The sequence below is a fragment of the Paenibacillus sp. PvP094 genome (assembly GCF_040546835.1).
Lineage (GTDB): Bacteria > Bacillota > Bacilli > Paenibacillales > Paenibacillaceae > Paenibacillus > Paenibacillus illinoisensis.
Window position 1 is genome coordinate 6,637,539 of the sequence record NZ_JBEPOM010000001.1, and the last position, 23,600, is coordinate 6,661,138.

Genomic DNA, 23,600 nt, shown 5'->3' on the forward strand with positions numbered 1-23,600 from the left:
CCTTCGGATTGAAGGATCATCGGTCTTCGGATTCTGTCCTGACGCCTTAATGCAAGGCCTATACAGACTTGCTCTGCTCCTGCTTGTCCACCAGCTTCATCTCCCACTGCCGCAGCTTGGCCCGGCGAACAGCTTCCAGTGCACGCTTCTTCTCTTCGTCTACACCGAGAATGAAATGAAGGTGCGCACCAATGATTAATAGGGAGAACAGCACCCATACGATGCCAAAAATATTAACCCAGTCCATTCCACCAGCGAAGGAAATTCGTGGCAGCGCGATAACCAGCATTGACAGAGCGATAAGCAGATAGATCACATGTTTTGCCTTTTTCAACCTTTTCACCATACACAGCTCCTTCGTTCTTGATCGACTCTATATGTCTAGTCTATGAACGGGAACTGTGCAATATGAAAGATTCAGACAAATAACCTGTTTAACGTCTTACGCCTCAGCACCGCCATACAGATGGCCCAGGCTGTCAGCAATAATTTTGTTCACATCTTCAATGATCACGCTCAGACGACGCTCCGCATCAAATAGGCGACGGATGTTGAGATTCAGGCTCAGTACCTCAAACAGCTTCTCCATTTTCTCCATCTCGTCCGGTGCCGGCATGTCGCCGCTCATCATGCGCTGCTGCAATTCCATTTGTTGATCACGGAAGCTGTCCAGCATGCGTTTCGCCTCCGGGTCAGCTTCGATCAGCTTCATCGCGGAAGTAATTTCTTCCACCTCGCTGCTTTCTCTCAGTGCTTTGGCCAGATCATTGGCTTTGTCATAAATATTCACTATTGTTCCTCCTCAATTTGGATTGTTCTGCTGCTATTCAATCATTCCTTCATTTTTCTCGTCGCAACGTTCACCCGTGTTTATACACGCATTTCTCTTCTCTCAAACAATGGCTGACCCAGACAGGTCATCGATTCTGATGTCAAATCAATTGCATTTAATCCAAATGGGTCAATCACCAAGGGGTATATGTCCTCATATGATGAAGCACATGCCATGTTCAGATGCCGTTCAACTTCGAGATCAGACATCAAGTTGCCGCCCGGAAGGAGATCCGTGATGTCCACTAAAAAAGTAACGATTCAGGTTACCGGCTCGGGCATCCTGCAGGACGACGTCATCATGCTGGGCGAAGGGGTGCTCAAGGCCCTTAAAATCCCTTCGGGAAGGCCGCTTCAGCTTCAATTCGGCTCTTACCGCCGTGAAGTCACCGTTATTCCGGTTCCTAGATATGACGGCCTTCGCATCAATCAGACGGTAGCCAGCAAGACCGGCCTGGTTCCCCGTTCGGTCCTGAGTGTATCCTATCGTTCAGCCAGCCGTACGCTGCGCCTTGGACCCTTCATCAGTGTGCTGGTAAGCCAGGATTATCCCGATCAGCCCGATCGGCCCTTTGGCTCCATCACGATGTTCTGCCATGAGCTGGTGAAGGCCTGCCGTAAGCAGGGCGCCTATGTATCCTTTTTCACACCAGAGGATATCGGAGCGGTAACGGGTCATATTCAGGGCTGGGTGTATGATGACGGCTGGAAAAAGACGGTTCTGCCCATTGCAGACGTCGTCAATAACAGGCTGACATCCCGTAAGCTTGAGAACAAACCTAGCGTACAGCATTTCATGAAAGAAGTAAAATCTCTCTACGGCACACAAACCTTTAATGAAAAGTTCCTGGATAAAAATGAAGTGTTTGATGCCTTGAAGTCCATTACAACGCTCAAAAGGGTCCTGCCGGAGTCTCATCTGCTGAAGTCCTCTGCCACGCTCAAAACGATGTGCACCCGGTATCCGGTTGTATTTCTCAAGCCTGTGCGAGGTTCGCTTGGCAAAGGAATCATCCGGGTCTCCCGTCAAATTGACGGCAGTTTCCTTACACTCGCAACCAGTGTTGGGGGCACCCGCAAACAAACGTATACTTCCCTGGATAAACTCTATGCCAGTCTGTCCGGAAAAATGAAAACGACGCGATACCAGATCCAGCAAGGCCTGTCACTCATCGATAACAGCGGCAGGCCCGTCGACTTCCGTGCCCTCGTACAAAAAAACAGATCAGGCAAATGGAGTGTTACATCCATCGTGGCCCGTATTGCCGGAGGCAGCCACTATGTATCGAATCTAGCCCGCGGCGGAAGCCTCAGTACCGTTAAGGATGCTGTGGCCAAAACCCAGCTTCCTGGATCAGCCAAAGCCTCCGCTTTTGCCAATCTTCATACGGCAGCGCTCGACATTGCCAAAGGAATTGAGCATGCGATTCCAGCCCATTTCGGTGAACTTGGTATTGATCTTGCGATGGATACCACTGGTCGTGTCTGGCTGCTCGAGGTTAATTCGAAACCGTCCAAGAATGACAATACGCCACTGAGCGAGAGTAAAATCCGGCCCTCTGTCAAAGCCATGCTGGAATACTCCATGTATCTGGCCGGATTCTGAAGAGTGATCCATTACAGGAGGTGCATTTCGATGCCATCATCGCCGCAAACATCAACCATAGCCATCCTGGTCCGTGGTGCTGAGGGATCACCGCCGTTCTCGGATGAACTCTTTTGCCGTCGTCTCAGTTTGGAGAGTCATCGCTATAACTTGAATATCATCGTGCTGCCCATATCCGCTGATCGAGATAACCCTTTACCAGAAAAAGGATACATTTACCGTAACGGACAATGGAAAACAGCTCCTGTTCACGGGGTGCAGATGCTTATGGATCGCTGCCTGCTGCCACTTCCAAGGCGATGGAGACAGCAGCTTCATGAACTTGCTTTATCGGGCAGTGGGCACATCAGACCCTACTGGTCTGTTTCCCTGCCGGGTAAATGGAAAGTCCACCGGGCACTGTCTCGGGAAAAACAGCTCAGCGGCCTTCTCGTCCCTACCGTACTCCTTCAACCTCATGCTCCATGGGAGCAGTGGCTGAAACGATGGCCCAAGGGACTTTTCTTCAAGCCTGTTTCAGGAACCCATGGCAAGGAAACATTTCGTCTCACCCAAGAAAATGATACCCCCACATGGGTTATTGAAGGCAGAGATCAGGACAATGAACGTTTTCAGCGTAGTTTTTATACACCTCATGCGCTCTCAACCTGGCTTGAATCCAAGATTTCCAGTCGCCGGATGATCATGCAGCCATATCTGGACCTGAGTCATAATGGGCATCCATTCGACATCCGTGCCCTGGTGCAAAAAAACAAACACGGACGCTGGACCCTGACGGGATGCATGGTTCGTGAGGGTGCCGAGGGCTCCCTTACCTCCAATTTACATGGCGGAGGAAAGGCCTATCCAGCTCACTCTTATCTTATGAATCGATACGGGAGTATGCGTGCCAACACCATTCAAGAAGGGATCCATCATGCTGCTGCTCTAATCCCTCCCTTGCTGGAGGGTCAATTCGGCAGACTTGCTGAATTGGGACTGGATTTTGGAGCAGATTCGACAGGTCGTCTCTGGCTGCTTGAGGTCAATTCGAAGCCAGGGCGCTCTTCATTCGCAGAGGCAGGCGATCGACACATGCAGACACTGACATACACCCAGCCGCTTGCCTATGCTCGTTATTTGCTGCAACAACATGTTCTCACGGACGTCGTTCGTCCAATGAAAATGCCGAATACATCCAGCACAGCTGGCCTGAAACCCATCCCGATTCAAGGCGGCTAGGCCCGCAGCGCCCGCTTGCCATGGAGCCGAAGGATTTTTTTCAGGATAGGAGGATAAATCATGAGTTTGACCTTTTGCAATCTGCATTTTACGCAGCAACCGGATAAAGTGGTTTATGTATCCAACGCATTAATGAAAAGTCTGAATCTATCCGGCAAAAAAACGATACATCTGCGGTTTGGGCGAGACCGGGTGCCTGCAACCATCAAACCGATCAAGAAGGCAGGGAAACATCTCTATCTCGCCTCGGGCATACGCAATCTGATGAACGTTCCCAAGCGGGGCAGCATCTATCTGCGCAACCTGCAAAATGATGAAGTCCAGCTCGGTCCACTAATTGGAGTATTGTCCGATGGACCTGCAACGAGCTCGAATCCGTTTGGCTCCCGTACCGGGTTCATCAAGCAATTGCTCCGGGAAGGCAGCCGTAAATCCTATATCTATGCGTTCACTCCAAGGGATATTAACTGGCAGAATGAAACGGTATCCGGTTTTTTTCTGAACGAAAATGGAAGCTTTGTTCGGAAAACGGTCCCTTTGCCAGACGTCGTGTACAACAGGTTACCCAGCCGCCGTTCCGATTTCTCGCCTGCCATCAATCAACTGAGGGAACGGTTTGTCCGTCGTAAAATCCCATTTTTCAACTGGAGCTTTTTCAATAAATCGGACATCTACAAGCTGCTGGAGAATGATCCTGAAGCAGGTAGATATATTCCAGAATCGATCACCAATCCGACTGTCGAACAAATGAGAGAAATGCTGGAACGACACCAGTTTGTATATTACAAGCCGACGGCGGGAAGTCTCGGTAACGGAATTTATCGGTTGACCTATTCGCCCAAACGCGGATATTTCGCACGCTACCGGAAGAAAGGCGGCAATGCCCTTCTACGCTTCGGTTCATTCAACGGCCTAATGCGCATGCTTCAGGGCAGGCATGGAAAACAGCTGCGAGGCTACGTCGTACAGCAGGGCATCCGGCTCATTGAGATCGATGAGTGTCCGATTGATTTTCGCTTCCATATGCACAAAAACGGGAGCAATCAATGGGTCGTCGTCGGTATCGGTGCCAAGAAGGCTGGTCGGGGCAGCGTGACTACCCACATCAAAAACGGCGGCTCCCTGATGACCCCTGAACAGGCGCTCAGCCGTAACTTCGGCGAACGTGCGGGAGAAGTGCTGCAGCAGGCCAAATCCGTCGCTATTACACTGGCCCAGGCGATTGAAACCCAGCACCAGCATCTGATTGGTGAGATTGGCTTTGATCTGGGCATTGATCAGGAGGAACATGTATGGATGTTCGAAGCGAACGCCAAACCCGGGCGCTCCATCTTCCGTCACCCTTCACTCCGGGTGGAGGGAAAATCATCGGTGGAGCACATTTTGGAACACTGCCTGTATTTGAGCAAATTCCGGAAGAGGGACGGCATTTGATGAGCCTTCATGATGATTTCAAACCTGTCATTGCCGTGTTGACCATGCACGACGACCACCGGGGATTCAGGGGAAACCATCAAAATTTTCTGGACATTATACAGACAGGCGAAAACATGGGTTATCAGGTGTATATCGTCACTGTAAGAGATCTGAACGTGAGCGGTCCTACGGTTAAGGGCTATACGTACAACAAAGGGAGCGGAAAATGGACTTCACAGTCCTTCCCTCTCCCTCATGTGCTGTACAATCGCATTCCCTATCGGGAAGATGAGCGAAAGCCTTCCGTTCAGCGAAAAATTGAGGAATGCAAGCAATCGGGGATTGAGCTGTATAATCCGTTTTTCTTCAATAAATGGGATCTGTTCGAATGGCTGAAGAAGTCCAAATCTACCCAGCACCTGATCCCTCATACACGCCGGATGCGAAGTGCTGCTACGCTGGGCACGGTGCTGCGGGCATTTCCCTATCTCTATCTGAAGCCGGAGAGCGGGAAAGCGGGAAAAGGCATTATGATGCTGAAGTTTCAGGAAAAGGAACGTCTGCCGTTCCGGCTCAGAATACAAAGCTCCCGAAAGAGCACCACGTATAAGGCAGCAACACTTGCGAAGTTATGGTCTCGCATTCGCCGGGAAACCGGGCATACACCTTATATCATGCAGCAAGGAATCGAACTTGCCTCATCCCGCAAACGCCCCTTCGATCTACGCGTTCTGGTACAGAAGAATGGCAAAGGACAGTGGAGTGTAACAGGGGTGGGTGCAAGACTGGCGGGTTCACGAAGCATTACAACCCACGTTCCACGCGGAGGCAGCGTCGAAGATCCCGAGAAGCTTCTTACCGAACTGTTCGGGGAAGAAACAACAACTGCACTAATGAAAAAAGTCAGATCGACATCATTAACGATCGCCCGTCAGGTTGAACGAGGCTCTGGCCACACGCTTGGGGAGATGTCTATGGACCTTGGCATCGATGATCTCGGGGAAATCTGGTTCTTCGAAGCCAATGCGAAACCGATGAAATTCGATGAACCCCAGATTCGTAAAAAGTCATTGGAACGCATTTTCCAATATAGCGCCTATCTGGCCCGCCAGTCCAAACGATAATGGAAAGGAATAACAGCTAAAGAAGGTGATTGTTTGTGTCCTCACCTGTTCTAGGCATTATGACGTTGTACTTAAACGAACATCGCGCCTTGGAAGAACGGAGCATCTACCGCAGAATGATCCTTGAAGGACGCAAGCGGGGACTCGACATTTACGTGTTCACACCTGCGGATGTACATCCCGGTGGCAAACAGATCGAGGCGATGGTCTTCCATTCGGAAAAGGGATGGTCCAGGGAATGGCGCCCATTCCCGGACATGATCTTCGACCGCTGTCGCATACAGCGAAATCGCAGATTCCAGCAGTTGCTCGCCTTTCGCGAGAAATACGGGCACATGCTTTTCCTAAACCGGCCGCTTCGCAATAAATGGACCATACATCAGACGCTCTCGGCAAGATCCGCCTTTCGTGATCATTTGCCGGAGACCGTTCTGTTCCAGGATATGTCTGATGTCAATCGAATGCTTAAAGCTTCTACGCTGATCTATTTGAAGCCCATAAACGGAACAGGCGGACGTGGAATCCTGCGGATCGAACGCAACAGTAGCGACACTAACATGGTCCTTGTCCAGGGACGTGATCAGAAACGGCGTATCATTACCCCGCGCAAGGTCCATTTATCAAGGCTCGGTTCTCTGCTCCAGCATTGGAACATGAAAGATAAATATTTGGTTCAGGAAGGTATTCAGCTCCAGCTCCCAAATGGCCGTGTACACGATTATCGCATGCTTGTACAGAAGAATGGCGAGGGAGAATGGGAGCTGACCGGCTGTGCTGGGCGCATGGGAGCTGAGAAGAGTGTAACATCGAATCTGCATGGCGGCGGTCAGGCTGTTCCCATGCACCGATTGATGAAACAATGGATCACCGATGAGGAACTGAGGGATGAGATTAATGCCACAGCCGAGAAACTCGGCATTTCAGTGGCCTCATTCCTGGAAGATACGTACGGTGATCTGTGTGAGCTTGCTCTGGACTTGGCGATTGACAAGGATGGCCGCATCTTCCTGCTTGAAGTGAATCCCAAACCGGCACGAGAGGTATTTGCACGGATTGGTGAGCGGAATATCTATTACAAAGCAATTACTCAGCCACTGGAGTATGCTCTCTGGGTGTACCGCAACCGGACAGTTAGTACTCCGAACAAGGTGAAAGTAACCAAACCAGTAACCGGTAAGAAGACCACCGTAGCCCGGAGGTCCCGGAAATCAAGATTAAAGTAGCCATTTCACTTTGGATTTGGCCTCCATGCATCTTAAATCGATACTCATTGCATATCAAAGAGCCTTTATCTCCTCCTCGCCGTTTAACAGGCTTCGGAGATAAAGGCTCTTCCGGTTTTGAACGCTGATTCAGATCAGTTCTAGATGTAGTGCTTGCTATTCAGCTTCTCTGTATAGACGAGTAAGCTCGGTAAAGTCAGAGATTAATACATCTGATCCAGCAAGTTCTTCGTCACGACCGAAGCCGGCATATGCACAGCCAATGACAGTCTGTCCATTCATTTTTCCTGCTTCAACGTCGGACGAGCGGTCTCCTACCATCCAGGCATCCTGAATCCGGTGTTTTTCGAGCAGTATTTGTACCAGGTTTACCTTGGAAGGTGTCTTGTATTGTCCTGCACTGTATACGCCTTCGAATAAAGGCATAATCTCGTGTGCAAACGCAACCCCTTTGACATAGTCCTCCAGTCCATTACTCGCAACAAACAAACGAACACCTTGTTCCTTGAGGGCTTGAAGCGTCTCTTTTACATGCGGGTAAAGTTGGGAACTTCCCTGGTCAAGTCCCTCGATTTCCAATTGAAGCAGCAATTCATCCGCACGACGATGTGCCGCTTCAGAAGCTTCCGGCATGACCACTTTCCATATATCTTCGAGCAGCATACCCAAGCTTCCCAGCATCCGTTCCTCGGGAGGTGTCTCCCCTTCGAAATGTCCTTCGGCACGCAGTGTATCAAAAAGCTTTTGATAAGCAGGCAACAGCAGGGTCTCTGTCTGGAACAACGTTCCGTCCATATCAAAAATCATCGCTTCCGGTTTTCGCAATACAGTCTCTTTACTCATTTCCAGGATTCGTTCCTTTCGGATTGAAATATGTAATCAGCATCATACCCTTTCCATGATAAACAAAAACGTTTGGCAGTGTAAACCAAACACTGTAAAAGGTTTATTCGGTCATGCTTCATGTATCGATACAAACCATATACAAAATATAAACGAACTATGTACAAACTTACTTTCATAACGTATAATACTGAAAAATAGTTCTTAAGACTCCCGATCCATAAGTCCTGTGAGTTGCCTTTTTTCAAGTTTTTTCGACAAATACATATAACCAAAAGAAAGGAAAAGGAATCATGAAGAAACGGAGAACATTCAAAATTTTTTATAAAATCGGGCTGGGTTACCTGTTTGTATTGGCGGTACTAGCTGGAAGCATTTTACTGATTCAGAACAGTATTGGTCAGCTGCAGGAAGAGCTGGATTATCTCGTCGATCACGACATGAAAGTGCATGCCTTGACGTATGAATTGGAGAAAAACATGGTGGATATGGAGACAGGACAGCGTGGTTACGTGATCACTGGACAGGAAAGTTACCTGGAGCCGTATATATCGGGAAAAGAGCAGCTAATCGAGCTCAAGGAGCAGTTAGCGGGCCTTATCTCTAATAACCCGGCTCAATTGACATTATTGCAAGATATACATAGCTCCATGAATGATTGGGTTCAAGTGGCCGGAGAGCCGGTTGTCTCCCTGCGTCAGGCTAATAATCTGGATGCCATCCGTCAGTTTTTTGCAACAGATCCAGGCAAAGCAGATATGGACGAGATCCGCAGTTCCCTAATTACTTTCCGGAACAACGAACTTGCTCTGACGGAATCACGTACAGAAGCATTAAAACAGAAAAACACGATCCTGAACTGGGAACTCTACGGAGCTCTAATTCTTGTTGCCCTTATATCCATCTTTGCGGCATTCATTTTGTCCCGTGCCATTGTCAAAAACATTCGTACTGTTACCCATGCGCTGAATGACATCGGTTCCTCCAATGGTGACCTGACCCTGCGCATCGCTACCCCAATGAGGGATGAGACAAGAGAACTCGCCGAGTCTGCGAATACGATGCTGTTTGGTTTGCAGCAAATGATGCTGGACATCCAGCGCAATGCCACTGTTCTTAGCACCGCATCGGATCGTATGGATAAAGGTGTGGCAGACAGCCACCTGGCCAGTAAAGAAGTAGCCACAGCCATGGAACGAGTAGCTGAAGGGGCAGATGAGCAGGTTGCTCTTACCCAAACGATGGTCGCTGCAGTGCAACAATCCCAGACCGGACTCAGCCGGGTGGCCGCATCTGCTGCAGACGTGGCTGAACGGGCGGTACGCACCGAATCCATAGCCATCGATGGGCAGCAGCGTATTGACAATGCGGTTGGCAAAATGGGAGTTATTGAGCAATCCTTCCTCTCTGTACAGGAAGCCATTAATGATATTTCCAAGATGTCTGACCAAGTCATTAATATTGCGGATGCCATGTCAGGGATCGCGAGACAAACCAATCTGCTAGCATTGAATGCCGGAATTGAGGCTGCACGCGCAGGAGAAAATGGACGCGGCTTCGCAGTTGTCGCAGCAGAGATTCGCAACCTTGCGGACCAAAGCGCAACATCTGCCAAGGAAATTACAAGCATATTGGAAACTGTGGTCGCAGGTGTTCATAGCACAGTGGATGTTGTGGATGAGAGCACGGTTCATGTTAATGAGGGACTGCGAACCATCGAGGACGCAGGCCATGCCTTTGCCAATATTACACAACATATACATGACCTTAGCGGTCAAATGATGGATGTATCCGCGGTGGTTGAAGAGCTCACTACGGGCAGTGAAGCTGTCATGAATTCCATAAACGAAGTATCGATCGTTGTGGAAGATACTGCATCCGCTACGGAGGAAGTATCCGCTATGACCGAAGAACAGCTTGCCTCCCTGCAGGAAATGAGTGATACTTCCAAACAGCTGAATCAAATGTCCGATGCACTCGACGAACTGGTAAAACGATTCAAGCTGGCTTAACCGTGTGATTACAACAGCTAAAACAAAAAAAGCAGCTTCCACTTAAGGCAGCTGCTCTTTTTGTATAATTTATTTCTGCAAGAGTATAAAATGTTAAGCAGATTGTTGCTTTCAGCATCTAATCCAAGACGGCAACACTACCGACTAGCGGCTGATCTGGATCGTGTTCCCCTCCGGATTACGCAGAGCTTCCAACACCAATTGGGCACGGTATCCGTCGTTAAAATCATAGATTTTCGCCGGCTGCCCCTGAATACGAGCGATTACATGCTTGAGAACTGGCAGCTCTCCCATCGATTCATCTACCTCTACGGGTGCAAGCGGCTGGCCAACTGCCCCCATCATCAGCTCTTCCCAGTTCTCCAGAGCGATCGTACCTTCAGTTCCGTAAACGACCATGGATACTCGTTCCTTACCTGCAAAATGAGCCATTCCATTAAGCTGAATACGAGTACCGTCCTCCAGCTTCATTACAGCCTGTACCTCATGTTCACATTCTTCCGCATTATCGGGGTACTGGACTTCGCTGCTTACCTCTGTAATTGGGCCAAACACATGCTGTATCATATGGATCCAGTGGATGCCCACTTCAAGGATAAAGCCCCCCTGCTCACGGCTTGAAATCCATGAATTCTGCTGCCATGCACGCGGCCACTGAGGGAATTGCAGAATCAGCTCTATTTTGCGAATCGCACCTATGCTGCGCTGCTCCACCAGTTCCTGCAGCTTCATTACAGAAGGTTCATGAGGCATGGAGAAATGAATGGCATGAATTACCCCTGCCTGCTCCGCGGCCTCAAGCATCTCTCTCGCCTCTTCTGCACTGTTCGCCAGCGGTTTCTCGCAAAACACATGGATCTTCCGCTTTAAAGCCTCCATGACGACAGGATAATGAAATTTAGGCGGTACTGCAATGTACAATAGATCAATTTCATGTTCATCCAGCAGCTGCATGTAATCGCTATATGCGCTAATTTCTGCATGGGATTCAGTAAAGTTCCTAAGCGATTCATCGTGTGCTTCACATACGGCTACAAGCTTAATACTTCCATTCAGCTCTGCTTGCTCCGCCTGGTGAATCATATGTAAACCCATCTTTCCTAACCCGATCACAGCCATTTTTAATAGTGTCACTATGTCTCCTCCAATCTGATTTCCATTATAACAGAAGTTAAATGGGGTCCGTTTGCTTGCGTTAACATGCAAAGAAAAGCATATAGCTCAATGCTTATGATCAATTAAAGGTTACGTCTATATCTGATGTCCTCATTTTACATATAATGTAAAGCATCCTCATTAGGGCATTGGTTGCAGGAATATATAACCATTTCATTTTCCTATATCCATTAAGCAGTTAAGCGTTACCAACTTAAGAATCAGGTACTTTTGCTTATAAAAATAAGTTGACAAAAAACCACATAAAAAGATAACCTTCGTATTAACAAGGATATATTTCCTTTTACAACCTTAGACAAGCACTTGCATTCGAAAAAAATTGGATTATACCCTATGGGTCTTAAAACCTATTTTATGAAGCGAGGTGTCCCGCATGAAAACCGTTGCGGACTATTTAGCAGAAACGCTGCACAAGCTTGGTGTTACTCACGTCTTCGGTATTATTGGAAAATCGATATGCCCTGCTGTTCTGAAGATGGTGGACCACGGCCTAGAGTTCATACCAGGTCGCCACGAATCCAGTTCAGGATTTGCAGCAGCTGGTTACGCTCTCCAAACCGGAAAGCTGGGTGTTGCATTCGCGACTTCAGGTCCGGGTGGAACCAATCTTTTAACCGCTGCAGCTCATGCCAAAGCCAATAACCTTCCGGTGTTGTTTATTACCGGGCATCAATCCATTCAGGAATTAGGCATTCCACAGTGCCAGGACTCTTCCTCCTATCTGGCCGATCTCGCAGAGATGTTCAAACCCGCTACGTTATTCAGCAAACTGGTGGAGCGTGGCGACCACTTCGGCACATTGCTCAATCATGCTCTCTCCATTGCACTTGGCCCGAACAAAGGTCCGGTTCATCTGTGTCTACCCTTTGACGTTCAGACCGAACTGCTTGCTGAATGCCGAATTGTCATGCCTGAACCCGAGCCTCTAATTAGCATCTCTAACCTTAATCGAATTCTTCCCCTTCTTCACAAGTCCAGTCACCCATTAATTATCGCAGGCAAAGGTGTCAATCGAGCCAGAGCTCATGACGAGCTATTGCAGCTTGCAGAACAATTCCAAATTCCTGTCATCACGACGCCCGGTGGGAAAGGGGCTATCGCCTGGAACCATCCGTTATATCATGGACCTTGTGGTGTCGGGGGCTTCCCCCATGCCGATGAATTGCTCAACCAAAGTGACCTCTATATCGTGCTTGGGTCGCGGCTGAGTGACATGACGATCTGCAATCTCAAACCGGAGAATCATCCTGAACATCTCATTCAGTTCGATTCGGATCCTGCCTTTGTCGGTAAAATACTCCACTCACAAACCTTACATATTACTGGCGATCTAAAAGACAATCTGCAGTTTCTGCTGGGTACCCTGGCCGAATATGAAGCTCCCGAGAGAGAGTCGACGGCTGTAGACTATACGGTCCCCCTGCCAATGCTGCCTAACCTCTCCCTTGCATCCATTTTGGATGAATTGAGCGATATGCTGCCGTATGATCATACCTTATTTGTTGATGACGGAAGTCACGGCTTCCATGCTGTTCAGCGTTATAAAGTGAAGAAACCTGGCAGTTTTGTATTTGACGCATACTTCGCCTGTATGGGGAATGCCATTGGTATGGCGATCGGCGCCAAGGCAGCAGCACCAGACGAGACGATCGTCTGTATAACAGGCGACGGATGCTTCATGATGCTCGGAGCCGAAATCAATACCGCTGTATGCCACAATCTGCCGGTCATCTTCATCGTAGTGAATAATAAACAGCTGGATATGGCGCTCAAAGGCATGCAAAAAACAACAGGCCGGATCGACGGGACCTTGTTTGAAGTGCCTATGGATGCGTCGAAGTTTGCTGAAGCTCTCGGTGCAGCCGCATTTCGGGCAGAAACACATGGCGAGTTCACCGCTGCACTCAAGGCAGCACAAGAACTGAAACAAGTCGCTGTAATCGAGCTGTTGACGGATCGCGATGAGATTCCACCTACGGCCCATCGTACCGTGAATTTGAACTAGGAGGAGCAAAAATGAGTGAGCAGGTTGTTCAGGGGCTGGAGCGTTTCGCTAATCTTTCTGGAGAGTACGGAGCCAAAGCATTGTCCCCCATCAAGGAACACTTTCCCGAGCTGGCAGAATTCATTATGGGTACAGCTTACGGAGACATTTTCGGGCGCACCAGCATTTCGGATCAATGGAAAGAAGTTGCCGTTATCTCCTCACTAATTACACAAGGGCAGTTTGAACAACTGGGTGTTCATTATGTTATGGCACTTCGTGTTGGAGTAACTGTGGAGGAGCTCAAAGGAATTCTGCTGCATTTGGCACCTTGTGTAGGGGCGCCGCGTATTATTAGTGCATTTAACGTCCTACTTGCGACGCTAAACGAAATCCAATAATTAACTATTCTACATTTTTATACACGATTCGACTTTATTCTTGATCTCATTACATCTACGCCTTTATAATATGGGTAAATTATCCTCGATCTCAGCTTACATCGTAGAAGCCAGTAACGGTGGCGATAACGCCTTGTCCCTGGTAGCAGGATAGCCTAACTCATTTAAAGGAGAGAGACAATTATGGGAAGCTTTATACTCAAGACTGACGTTCCAAACAAGGTGCTTAACATTGAACTGGAGGGATCTTTCTCTCAAGAAGATGGATTGCGTTCCATCTCAGCTTATCAGGATACGATTGCTCCTATTGACCCAACGGAATATGAACTGCGTATCGACTGCAAAAAGCTGAATGTCACCGCTCCGGAAATTGTACCTCTGCTCGAAGGCTGCCTGGCTCTATTCAAAAAGGACGGCTTCAAAAAGGTTGTACTCACACTTGAAAATAATGCCATTTTGAAAATGCAGTTGTCCAGGCTTGGACGTGCTGTCGGACTGGACAACCTCGAAATTATATCTACCGTTACCACCTAATAAATCAGGCGGAAAAGTTGTGGATTCACCCATCCGCTCAAGAGGAGAATGAAGATGGCCGGAATTCGTATTGTGGATATGGATATTTATCATCCAGCGCACCAGGTGGACAATGACTTTTACATTGAACATTTTGATGCGAGAGGGGTAGATATTCGGGGATTGTTAAAAGCGCTTGGGCGTGATAAGCGTTACAAAATTAACAACGATGACGAGAACTCACTAAGCATGGCTTATGAGGCAGCCAGTAACCTTTTGGAAAAGACCGGACTGACCGGGGCGGATATCGACCTGATTGCCTATGCAAGTCAAACGCCGGAATACATTTTCCCTACGAATTCCTTAATGATTCATCGTTTAATTAATGGTGCATCCCATACCATCTGTATCGACAGCAACGCCAATTGTGCCGGAATGACGGCAGCCTTTGAACAGGTGAGCAGGCAGATGCTGGGGAATCCTCGAATTCGAAGAGCACTGATTATCGGTTCAGATTATGTAGCCCCGCACGCGAGTCCAGATGATCCTGTCTACTATGCTAATTTTGGCGATGCAGCAGCGGCTGTCATCATAGAACGCGACGAACAGGCTACCGGATTCATTGATTCCATCTATCAAACGGATACCTGTGTGTACGGTAATTCCCTCTTTCCTGCAGAAGGGCTAGCGAAACTGGGTCAGACCGGGGTGGATGCAGGAGCTTTTTATGTAAAATTCACACCGTTTGATGATTCGATCTGCGTCGATGCCGCTTCTGAATCTATTCTTACACTGTTAGGACGTAACGAGATTGCAGCAGATCAGATCAAAGCAGCCTGCTTCTCCCAGTTATCCATCGGTAATATTCGTGCGGTATCGGAGAACATTGGGATCGCTAATGATGTTGCCGTCTACATTGGAGACGAATTCGGCTATACTTCAACCAGCAGTCCTTTTATTGCCTTGCATCGAGCCATAACCTCAGGTCAGGTCGAGCGTGGTGATAAAGTATTGTTCTGGACGGTCGGAGCCGGGTGGCAAAATGTTGCCATGGTGGTCGAATACTAAGCTGTCCTCAAACCAAAAGAAGGATGTCCTTTTTCACTTTAAGGGACATCCTTCTTTTTAATATGTGCAAGGAAGGTTGCATGATTAGAAGATCTTCTTGGTTTCCCGATCATCCTTCAGGATCTCGACCGCCTCACGGAAACGAAGCGAATGCACAATCTCCCGTTCCCGCAGAAACTTCAGGCTATCCTGCAGATCCACATCATCCGTCAGATCAATTAACCATTGATATGTAGCCCTAGCCTTCTCTTCCGCAGCAATATCTTCATACAGATCTGCAATAGGGTCACCCTTTGCTTGGATGTAGGTTGCAGTGAAAGGCACACCTGCGGCATTACTGTAAAAGAGTGCCTTGTCATGGTTCACATAGTGAGCATCCAGGCCTGCCTTCTCCAGCTGTTCAATGGTTGCATCCTTGGTTAGTTTGTAGATCATTGTTGCGATCATCTCAAGATGGGCAAATTCGTTTGCTCATAGAGGTTGTAAGTAATATAAAAAGCCCGTTATATCGGGCTTTTTGTTTTATGCATTATTCCTTCTTTAAATCCCATCTCATACATTTCTATACCATCAACGAGTCCTTCATTAAATAATGACTCAATTTCATTCAACTCATCTCGAACTTCACGTGGCAACCTCAAACGCAATCGCTGGAACAACATAGTATGTTTTCTGTAAAAATCTTGTCTTTCTTCACTCAAAATCTCGGTTAATTCTTGGCATCTGACTTTAATATAAGACGAATCAATATTGTCCATCCTTTTCCCCCGTGATGTAAGTATATTGTTTACCGCTAAATAACACCATGCTTTCCTATAACACTTTTTGTCAAAATGTGTCGAACAGCTTGAATTAAAACTTCCCACGCAATAAATTTGTGAAACCATTTGTTATTGCACCTAAAAAAGTGCAGTTCGGTTTGTTGAATACACACAACATATTACCTGATATAATTAAGAACGAAGTAGTATCATGGGATGTTTTTTGTCTGATTATAGACAAAAATCCGACAGGACAGCGCCTGGCGGACTTCATATCCTTTACATTTATAAGCTTGCAGCTGTAATTTCCTCTAACTTAATCCAGCTGTAATCCTCTTCACCTCGAACTAATTTCACCTCTCTCCTTTGTTGGTTAATTGATGCTACAACCCCATGGATAATCTCGTCATCAAAAGGGTTAAAAACAGTTATAGCAATTGTAATTTGCTCACTGTATGACTGGAAAAGCACCTGCTCAATAAGTTGAACTTCCTGATCATCTAAAACCGGCTTTCCTCTGCGTTCCTGTTCTCTCATATGCTTTAATATAGCCTCTTTGTGCTCAGGAAGTATCATTCTTGATCCTTCGTAGATTCCGTTACCACTCAACTTATTGGCCATAGTGTCCTACCTCCTTCAAAATTTTAATCCCCCTAGGGGTGCTCTCAGTACGTTTTATGTAACCCTTTTTTTCAAGCCTCTCCAAGTATCCATGAGCAGTTGATGATGATGCAATCCCCATCATATCGCCAAGTTCCCTATTGGTAGGCGGATACCCATTATCATGTAGATAATCTTTAATCGCTTGAAATGCTTCCTCTTCCCTGCGGCTTAACCCTTTCATGTTTGTGTACCTCCTTAGCTGTTTTCAGGAAATAAGAACATATGTTTTGTCTATGTAAGTATATAGGGAATAGGTCCAATTAATCAATAAAAAAATAATCCGCCAAGGATAACCCCTGACGGACTATAATTATTCATATGGTCGATACTTTTCACGCAGCTGCTCCGCCTCTCGCTTACGCTCTTCTACATCCGATTTGAGAAAGAGACGAACTGACCCGGATTCTTTAATCGGCACCAGCTTTTGACGCTTCACTAAAGATGAAAGGTTTTGTTTCGAACCTCCAAGCATCTCCACTGCCTCTGCCGATGTCAGCACGTTTTCATTTATGATACGGATCAGTTCATCCCGTTCCATCAAATCACCTCATAAGCAATATTATAATTGTAGCGACACTTAGACCCAACGAAAGCAGGCTAATGATCAAAGTCACTTTAGTTATTTTTGACATACTCATGATTATACATGCTCCCTTCTTGTCATGCTATAATAAGGGAGAGAAAGAGAAGGAACTCACACGGTCGGCCTTTGGGATTAACCGACCGTGCTTGCCTCAAGTCCTGGCTATTTGCGAAGGACTATGATGAGGTTGACTACTGCAGTAAGCAAGCTGACGATGGCCGTGAGAAGCGTAACCAGCTTGTCTACTGGGAGTTCCTTTTTCTTTCTCTTTTTTTTCTTCATTCTTGTTCTCACCTCCTGATAATAATATACCATATCTATTTACTCCGGTCAATAGGTATAGTATATTTAAAGAGGTTAAACGACAAAAAAAAGGCACCGCCAGCGTTATCCCAGCAGTGCCCCTTTTTACCGATGCTATCGGATTTAGTTATATAGTAACCCAATTCGACATTTTTGTAAATTGTTTGAAAAATATCTAGAAACATTTTCCTAGGTCTGATAGACTATACGCATAGTCACACAATAACAGATTATGGGGGAAGTAAATTGAAAACATCTTTAAAACTGGCAACACTCGCTATTGCTGCAATCGTGGTTCTGTCTGGATGCGGATCAGAAAAAACAGCCATCAAGGATGATAATCCTGCACAGGCTAAAGTTGAAGAAACAGCAGCACCAAAAGTAGAACCTGCAGCAGCTGAGGCAACCGAAACCGAAGAGCCTGCAGCCGAAGAAGTTGAAGCAACTAATCCGGATGACATCTGGACGTATTACGACAATGCTACTTGGTCCGATGATTTTAACGGCGTAAAATCCAGCATTGAAACAGTAGTTGTTACCGACAAAGCACCTAAAGACTATAATGAAAATGATCTTACTGCATCCGCAGTAGGCGTTAAATTCAAGATTGAGAACACAACAGATAAGCTTTGGACTACATACCCAGACCAAGCAGAACTGATTACATCCACTGGTGAGCAACTACAAGCAGATATGATGGTATCCGATCATCTGGGTGGAGAAATTGAAGAAGGCGTAATTAAAGAAGGAAACGTTATTTGGTTCTTGGATCGCGGCCACGCTGCTGACGTGAAATGGGTCAAAATCAAGTGGTATGTAACAGAAGGAGACGGTTTCTCTATGGATGCGAAACGTCAGGAGTATTCCGTTAAACTTGAATTGAAATAGTGGAGGTAATATACAGTGAAATTCGGATTCCGGAAGCCAAGTCTTAGAAAGCGAGTGTCGGCCCGAACCAGTATCAAACGTCAGATCATACACCGGGCCGGGGTTAAGATGCCTCGCGGTTACGGATGGCTGCGGGATCCTAAGAAGGCTGTATATAACAAGGTGTACAGAAAGACAACGTTCGATATCTTCTCGGTCATCAAAAAGCTGTTCAAATAAAAATAAAGCCCTGTCAGCTGCGTGCTGATAGGGCTTTTGCATTTCCAAGCGATTGGGATTATGGAGTGTCCAATCTTGCTGTTTTGCTCTTCTGGTCCCAAGCGATTTTAGAACCGGAGATATTGTCTCCTGCAGCACGTAAAGGAATAAGTACTGTGCCATCGACTAAAATTGCACCCTCAATTTGATTACCGTTGACGATAGCTGTTACTTTGTCTTCGGCTTCCTTCGTATCAGGAGTGTTAAATAGGTCAAGCTCGGCCTGTCTACGCCGCACCAGACCATTTAGAACCTTCCCCCCTGCCTTATTGTACTTGGTAATACTTGCAGCAATTTGGGATATTGTCCGGTCGTTACACAGCTTCTTCAGGTTAGCCGGGCCTGTATTGTAACAAAAGCTTGTGAGTGCATCGAATTGATTCTGAGTGAGCTTGTCCGTAATCGGGACATAAGAAGGGGTATTTACATACGCTTCGTATTTAGCCAGGTCAGACAAAAGCATAGCGTCAGCCTGGGCCTGTGTGATGGTCATACCTTGTTTTACATCCGCTCCGTAATGCCCCCACCCAATTGTCCAATATTGTTCAGTTGAAACGGGTTTATATGCCGTGAGCTTGCAGCCTTCAAATGATTTGATTAATTTAATGCCTGCATTCGATATTTTCCGCATTATCTATTACACTCCATTCATTAATTAGACTGCTGGTTTTTGAGTCGTATCATCTTGTGGCGGATCTGGAAGGTTTGGATTTGTCGGTACAGAAGATTTGGATTCAAATATTTTCACCGCATTCCGGAGTGCGTCCGGCATAGGTAAGCCCATACGTCCAGCATTTTCAATTACTGATAATAGCTCATTAGCGATATAGAAAAAGACCACGGCATCCTGAATATATCCAGTATTACCCCAAGCTAAATCTATATAGTGGGAAATCGTCACAATAAGGAAGATAGCCGCCTTTCTTGCGATCCCTTCAAAACCCACCCGGCTGCGCAGCTCGTGCTTGATCCAAGCAGCTGCCCATCCTGTCAACCAGTCCACAACAACCAAAATTAAGAGTAAATGTATCAACATGTTCCACCCTCCAAATAAGTATCCGGTGCCAGCCCCCAAGGCTGCCGATATCATTTTAATGACATTAGATATCCCCTCGTTCATCCCGCTTCCTCTTCTCTCTATGAAATAGAAAAGCCCCCTGACCACTCCAGAGGGCATAAAAATAGCGCTCCATATTCGGAACGCTTGTTACTCAGTAATCAAAAATTCAAGTCCACTGTCTGTAAGAATCTCTTTAACGTCTGGTTTCAGTGTAGTGGGTACCGCTTTGTATTCAGTTTTACCCAAGATTACACGCTGTGCAAAGAACATAGCCATCATATCTGTGTCACCTCCTTTCAGGAATAACCATATGAGTAACCGCCAGATCACTGGTAAACCTGAGCGGCCATTTCAGCAATAACGTCCTCAATAAAGTCTGCTCGTTCAGACAAAGCAGCGTTTTGGGCCTTCAACAAAATGTTTTCTTGTTTGAGTATATCCAGCTCTGAAGGTTCTTCAGGCTTCGGCTTGGTTAGCTCGTCAATCTCTTCCTGGCTTAACCCTTCGATCCACAAATCCGGAAAAACGGGACCGACATAATGCGGTGCTTCTTCCCTTTCTTCTTCAGGCAATTGAAGCCATGCTTCATAAAGAGCTTGATACTCAGTTCGTGCTTTCTCTTCCTCTTCGAGATACGCGTCCCATGCCTTCAGATCAAACTTCGGCCGAAATAGTCCTGCAGGGACCGGCACGCCTACGATATAACCCGCTATCTCTGGTTCAGCCTCTTGCTCGTCTTCCGGTTCCTCAACTTGTTCTGGTGCTTCCGAATCGAATACCGGAGGTTCCGGCTCGACATAAAAAGGGACGACACCGGAAAAGGCATCGTCCACCAACTCGTCCTCCAAATAGAGGCCGTCTGTATTTACTTTAGGTACGGCTTTCATATAATCACTCCTTTATTGTTCGGCTAAGAATGACAATGCAATAAACATAAGTCCGTTGTAAAACGTAGGAGTTCCAGTCGTTCCTAATTGAATAGTCCCGTCATTAAGAACGTCAATAAGCCCCATAGCGACCGTGGTACCGTTGGATGAATATGAGATGCACGATACTGTTAACGCCGGACGATATCCTACCGGAAGATTACATAAGGCTGTACCTGATGTGACCACGCCTGACCTTATCACACCTTCCAGATGAACAACACCTTGCGAATCTTTGTAATACCTCAATGTCGGTCTGGCTGTAGAATGGCGCACCCACGAATTTAGTAATGTTGGCGTAATCCACGCTGGGCTGTCCCTCTCGGCCTTCTTTGACTCCACTACGCTAATACGTGCATTCGCTTGTTGAACGTCTTGTATCAAGTCCGTAAGCAGTGACTTTTCGTTGTCCGGTACCGATCCGACGAATGGAGCCGCCGGTGACTTGTCCAACATAAAGTATGTTACGGCGTACGTGGCTGACGGATCGTATTTATCCGATGCAAGGCTTGCTTTTTTATTGCCGTATTGATTGTTCCCCGAATAAATGGTCCATTTGTAGTCCCTTTGATTGTTACGGAATATAGCAAGAATATCCGAGACTTTGTATTTCAAGGGTTTACCATAAACCGTATCGTTTAAATAGTAAGTATTTGAATATAAACCCGCTGTATTAGGTTCACGCAACACGATACCCGTTCCGACTTCAACTTGGTTATTGCCTTCAATTAACGTCAATTGCCCTTCTGACGTGATCGGTTCGACAGTTGGCGTTGCAAGTTGATATACGAGTTGGTACGGCGTGTAAGTTGTCCCAACCGAATCTGTTCCAGCGAATACGCTCGGCACAGCATCCAATACTCTATCGGATAATTGCAATGTAGCAGAACCGTTGACGGTTACCATCGTGATTTTATACCAAACTTTACTCCCCGTACCTTCATATGGCGCCGTCCTGTTCCCGCCTTGAACGCCCATCTTCCATCCCATGAAATACGCCTTAATCTCGTCGGTTGTCGGTGTGTATGCGTCTCCCCATCCGCTGTCTGCGTTGGAAATGGAAAACGCAAAATTACTATTAAGTTTATCAATCGCCCACCCGTCAGCAGCGGTTTCGTGAGATCCCCAAGTTAGGATTTTTCCATCGTATTTAACAGCGGCAGTCGCTGTCATGGAGGCATAATCATAAGAAGTTCCGTCCAACTTGGGATAAACAGTTGTATACCCTACTTTGTGGCTTTTTACGGCACTTATAATTTTCTCTCCATTCAAGTCTACCTTGTACCATTTCTTCAACTTGAAATATTGCCCGTCCTTCTCGAACACTTCGTCAGCATTCGTCCCGGTTAATGGATCAGCGTATAGATCCGTTTGCAATGCGAGCATAGCATCTTCACGCGGTTTGAATGGTTTGGCAGTAGTGCCGATAGTCAGCATTGGATTTTTAAAGGTGAATGCTCCTGTAACTGTCCCTGTAGCTAACACTTGGATATGTGTTGCATTTTCTGGAGCTGCCATTGTTTGTACTAATGCGTTTGCAGGCGACCAACTTCCTATGCCGATTCCTTCAGCGTTTAAAAACCTAAAATTGATATATCCGCCCGACACGTCACTTGATTCATAAGAAAGTGTGTAATCTTGCCCAGTCACAACGGGTAAGTTGATTGAAGTGCCTCCGCCCGAGGCCGTAGCAGTTCTCGTAGCATCATAAGGACCATTAAGAACAAATTTTTGCGTCCCCACTGACCATTCGTAAAAAGGCGGTAACAAGTTTTCCCCATAACGAATCGCGTACGGATTTCGCACAGGTTGAACGCTATCAACGTAAGGATACTTAGCGGCGATTTGTTCAGCCGTCATGTCGGTTTCGAGGGCGGAGTACTCATCTGCGCTAATTTGATAGATACGGTAAGAATCAATATAAAATGCAGCGCCTGTAGCTACTGATCCTGCTGTATAAACGTCCATGTATGCTTTCATGTTGTTACCCATTTCGGTCGGCGTATAAGCCCGCCAAACAAGCCCAGACGCGCCCGCTAAAATTGTTCCTGATTTTGCTCCGCTAATCGCAACAGAACCATCTACTGTTACAAGACGAGTTGAGAATGATTGGGTTGTTTCGTTTTTAATCCAAGCTATCGCGATATAGTACTTACTTGGATCTACGTTTGCCATTTCCGATGCAGGTGTTCTCACATAAATCGGACCAGCAGTCCCGCCTTGCGTTACTTTAAAGCTATTACTTCCGCTATTAACGTTTGTCGTGGACAATTCAATTGTTGCTGATGTACTCTTTGTCCATCCGGTAATAAATTCGCATCCGCCTACACGTCCCAACAAGTTAACCAATGTTTTGCCTTTAATGCTGTTCAAGTTGAACGGAGCATTTCTTTTCCCTTGAATTACTTGAAGTCCAGGTTGAAGAGTGACTTCACTACGTTCTGATGTGTCTAACCTATCGGAAAGTTTACCGAACTCCTTTTCAGCATAATCTTGATTCTGTAACACATCATCCTGAATATCCTTTATAGCCAAGTCAACAATGGATTTCTCTGCTGCTTTTTCCTGCAGCTCCTTCAACGCCAAATACGTCCAATTAAACACCCAGTTAAACCATTGTGCAGGTGGTTTCATTCCTGGTTGAAATCCTGTCTGTTTCTGCGTTTCAGAAGGTTCAATCCCTTCCGCTTTCCATTCTGGCAAGTTCTGTGTAAAAGACACTTGATGGCCTCCTTTATAT

At 46.7% G+C, this 23,600-nt stretch carries 25 protein-coding genes and 1 pseudogene; 12 read left to right on the forward strand and 14 right to left on the reverse strand.

Annotated elements, in window-relative coordinates:
• Nucleotides 1–58 precede the first annotated feature (58 nt).
• Both ABIC22_RS29925 and ABIC22_RS29930 read right to left on the reverse strand, forming a co-directional pair.
• The gene (locus tag ABIC22_RS29925; protein WP_076289792.1) at nucleotides 59–346 is read right to left on the reverse strand and encodes a hypothetical protein; all 288 of its coding nucleotides are present in this window, start codon (nucleotides 344–346) and stop codon (nucleotides 59–61) included.
• Between the two features lie 96 nt (nucleotides 347–442).
• Nucleotides 443–790, reverse strand: coding sequence for a YlbF/YmcA family competence regulator (locus ABIC22_RS29930; RefSeq protein WP_095288137.1), 348 nt, complete (start codon nucleotides 788–790; stop codon nucleotides 443–445).
• A gap of 279 nt (nucleotides 791–1,069) precedes the next feature.
• Between ABIC22_RS29930 and ABIC22_RS29935 the strand changes: the two genes are divergently transcribed.
• From ABIC22_RS29935 to ABIC22_RS29955, 5 genes are read left to right on the forward strand one after another with little or no spacing between them, the layout of a single operon-like run.
• Nucleotides 1,070–2,437, forward strand: a complete 1,368-nt coding sequence (locus ABIC22_RS29935) for a YheC/YheD family endospore coat-associated protein (RefSeq protein ID WP_354485741.1) — start codon at nucleotides 1,070–1,072, stop codon at nucleotides 2,435–2,437.
• A 30-nt stretch (nucleotides 2,438–2,467) separates the two neighbouring features.
• Nucleotides 2,468–3,658, forward strand: a complete 1,191-nt coding sequence (locus tag ABIC22_RS29940; RefSeq protein ID WP_354485743.1) for a YheC/YheD family endospore coat-associated protein — start codon at nucleotides 2,468–2,470, stop codon at nucleotides 3,656–3,658.
• A 60-nt stretch (nucleotides 3,659–3,718) separates the two neighbouring features.
• Complete coding sequence (locus ABIC22_RS29945; protein WP_095288141.1) at nucleotides 3,719–5,092, forward strand: YheC/YheD family endospore coat-associated protein; 1,374 nt, start codon at nucleotides 3,719–3,721, stop codon at nucleotides 5,090–5,092.
• Complete coding sequence (locus ABIC22_RS29950) at nucleotides 5,092–6,198, forward strand: YheC/YheD family endospore coat-associated protein (protein WP_354485745.1); 1,107 nt, start codon at nucleotides 5,092–5,094, stop codon at nucleotides 6,196–6,198. The genes ABIC22_RS29945 and ABIC22_RS29950 overlap by 1 nt, the downstream gene beginning before the upstream one ends.
• Nucleotides 6,199–6,233: 35 nt before the next feature.
• Complete coding sequence (locus ABIC22_RS29955; protein WP_354485747.1) at nucleotides 6,234–7,421, forward strand: YheC/YheD family endospore coat-associated protein; 1,188 nt, start codon at nucleotides 6,234–6,236, stop codon at nucleotides 7,419–7,421.
• A gap of 156 nt (nucleotides 7,422–7,577) precedes the next feature.
• Here ABIC22_RS29955 and ABIC22_RS29960 read toward each other — a convergent pair whose 3' ends face one another.
• Nucleotides 7,578–8,264, reverse strand: coding sequence for an HAD hydrolase-like protein (locus tag ABIC22_RS29960; RefSeq protein WP_095359022.1), 687 nt, complete (start codon nucleotides 8,262–8,264; stop codon nucleotides 7,578–7,580).
• Nucleotides 8,265–8,557: 293 nt separating this feature from the next.
• On the opposite strand from ABIC22_RS29960, the gene ABIC22_RS29965 reads away from it, so the two are divergent.
• Nucleotides 8,558–10,276, forward strand: a complete 1,719-nt coding sequence (locus tag ABIC22_RS29965; RefSeq protein WP_354485749.1) for a methyl-accepting chemotaxis protein — start codon at nucleotides 8,558–8,560, stop codon at nucleotides 10,274–10,276.
• Nucleotides 10,277–10,420: 144 nt separating this feature from the next.
• Here ABIC22_RS29965 and ABIC22_RS29970 read toward each other — a convergent pair whose 3' ends face one another.
• Complete coding sequence (locus tag ABIC22_RS29970; RefSeq protein WP_354485751.1) at nucleotides 10,421–11,410, reverse strand: Gfo/Idh/MocA family protein; 990 nt, start codon at nucleotides 11,408–11,410, stop codon at nucleotides 10,421–10,423.
• A 415-nt stretch (nucleotides 11,411–11,825) separates the two neighbouring features.
• Between ABIC22_RS29970 and ABIC22_RS29975 the strand changes: the two genes are divergently transcribed.
• From ABIC22_RS29975 to ABIC22_RS29990, 4 genes are all read left to right on the forward strand, one after another.
• A complete protein-coding gene (locus tag ABIC22_RS29975) occupies nucleotides 11,826–13,457 on the forward strand; it encodes a thiamine pyrophosphate-binding protein (RefSeq protein WP_354485752.1) in 1,632 nt (543 codons plus the stop codon).
• A gap of 11 nt (nucleotides 13,458–13,468) precedes the next feature.
• Nucleotides 13,469–13,837: a carboxymuconolactone decarboxylase family protein gene (locus ABIC22_RS29980; protein ID WP_354485754.1), complete on the forward strand. Its 369-nt coding sequence runs from the start codon at nucleotides 13,469–13,471 to the stop codon at nucleotides 13,835–13,837.
• A gap of 183 nt (nucleotides 13,838–14,020) precedes the next feature.
• A complete protein-coding gene (locus tag ABIC22_RS29985; protein ID WP_095288149.1) occupies nucleotides 14,021–14,371 on the forward strand; it encodes a hypothetical protein in 351 nt (116 codons plus the stop codon).
• 54 nt (nucleotides 14,372–14,425) lie between these two features.
• Nucleotides 14,426–15,418: a 3-oxoacyl-[acyl-carrier-protein] synthase III C-terminal domain-containing protein gene (locus tag ABIC22_RS29990; protein ID WP_354485756.1), complete on the forward strand. Its 993-nt coding sequence runs from the start codon at nucleotides 14,426–14,428 to the stop codon at nucleotides 15,416–15,418.
• Between the two features lie 84 nt (nucleotides 15,419–15,502).
• Here ABIC22_RS29990 and ABIC22_RS29995 read toward each other — a convergent pair.
• From ABIC22_RS29995 to ABIC22_RS30015, 5 genes and pseudogenes are all read right to left on the reverse strand, one after another.
• Nucleotides 15,503–15,883 (reverse strand): annotated as a pseudogene (locus tag ABIC22_RS29995) (manganese catalase family protein); the annotation flags it as partial.
• 38 nt (nucleotides 15,884–15,921) lie between these two features.
• The gene (locus ABIC22_RS30000; RefSeq protein ID WP_354485758.1) at nucleotides 15,922–16,176 is read right to left on the reverse strand and encodes a hypothetical protein; all 255 of its coding nucleotides are present in this window, start codon (nucleotides 16,174–16,176) and stop codon (nucleotides 15,922–15,924) included.
• Nucleotides 16,177–16,464: 288 nt separating this feature from the next.
• Nucleotides 16,465–16,800 carry a YolD-like family protein gene (locus ABIC22_RS30005; RefSeq protein WP_354485760.1) on the reverse strand — a complete coding sequence of 112 codons (336 nt, stop codon included), beginning with the start codon at nucleotides 16,798–16,800 and terminating at the stop codon, nucleotides 16,465–16,467.
• Nucleotides 16,790–17,023, reverse strand: a complete 234-nt coding sequence (locus tag ABIC22_RS30010; RefSeq protein WP_354485762.1) for a LexA family protein — start codon at nucleotides 17,021–17,023, stop codon at nucleotides 16,790–16,792. Before ABIC22_RS30010 ends, ABIC22_RS30005 begins: the two co-directional genes overlap by 11 nt.
• A 129-nt stretch (nucleotides 17,024–17,152) precedes the next feature.
• Nucleotides 17,153–17,380: a helix-turn-helix domain-containing protein gene (locus ABIC22_RS30015; RefSeq protein WP_354485764.1), complete on the reverse strand. Its 228-nt coding sequence runs from the start codon at nucleotides 17,378–17,380 to the stop codon at nucleotides 17,153–17,155.
• 594 nt (nucleotides 17,381–17,974) lie between these two features.
• Here ABIC22_RS30015 and ABIC22_RS30020 point away from each other — a divergent pair.
• Nucleotides 17,975–18,616 carry a hypothetical protein gene (locus ABIC22_RS30020; RefSeq protein WP_354485766.1) on the forward strand — a complete coding sequence of 214 codons (642 nt, stop codon included), beginning with the start codon at nucleotides 17,975–17,977 and terminating at the stop codon, nucleotides 18,614–18,616.
• A gap of 15 nt (nucleotides 18,617–18,631) precedes the next feature.
• A complete protein-coding gene (locus tag ABIC22_RS30025) occupies nucleotides 18,632–18,835 on the forward strand; it encodes a hypothetical protein (protein ID WP_354485768.1) in 204 nt (67 codons plus the stop codon).
• 58 nt (nucleotides 18,836–18,893) lie between these two features.
• On the opposite strand, the gene ABIC22_RS30030 is transcribed toward ABIC22_RS30025, so the two are convergent.
• The 5 genes from ABIC22_RS30030 to ABIC22_RS30050 all read right to left on the reverse strand — a co-directional run bounded on the left by ABIC22_RS30030 (nucleotide 18,894) and on the right by ABIC22_RS30050 (nucleotide 23,581).
• The gene (locus tag ABIC22_RS30030; protein ID WP_354485770.1) at nucleotides 18,894–19,505 is read right to left on the reverse strand and encodes a lysozyme; all 612 of its coding nucleotides are present in this window, start codon (nucleotides 19,503–19,505) and stop codon (nucleotides 18,894–18,896) included.
• 24 nt (nucleotides 19,506–19,529) lie between these two features.
• The gene (locus ABIC22_RS30035; protein ID WP_354485772.1) at nucleotides 19,530–19,994 is read right to left on the reverse strand and encodes a phage holin family protein; all 465 of its coding nucleotides are present in this window, start codon (nucleotides 19,992–19,994) and stop codon (nucleotides 19,530–19,532) included.
• 87 nt (nucleotides 19,995–20,081) lie between these two features.
• Nucleotides 20,082–20,213 (reverse strand): CD1375 family protein, encoded by a 132-nt coding sequence (locus ABIC22_RS30040; RefSeq protein ID WP_265333611.1) that lies wholly within the window; start codon nucleotides 20,211–20,213, stop codon nucleotides 20,082–20,084.
• Nucleotides 20,214–20,260: 47 nt separating this feature from the next.
• Nucleotides 20,261–20,821, reverse strand: coding sequence for a hypothetical protein (locus ABIC22_RS30045; protein ID WP_354485774.1), 561 nt, complete (start codon nucleotides 20,819–20,821; stop codon nucleotides 20,261–20,263).
• Between the two features lie 12 nt (nucleotides 20,822–20,833).
• Nucleotides 20,834–23,581 (reverse strand): hypothetical protein, encoded by a 2,748-nt coding sequence (locus tag ABIC22_RS30050; protein ID WP_354485776.1) that lies wholly within the window; start codon nucleotides 23,579–23,581, stop codon nucleotides 20,834–20,836.
• Nucleotides 23,582–23,600: the final 19 nt, after the last annotated feature.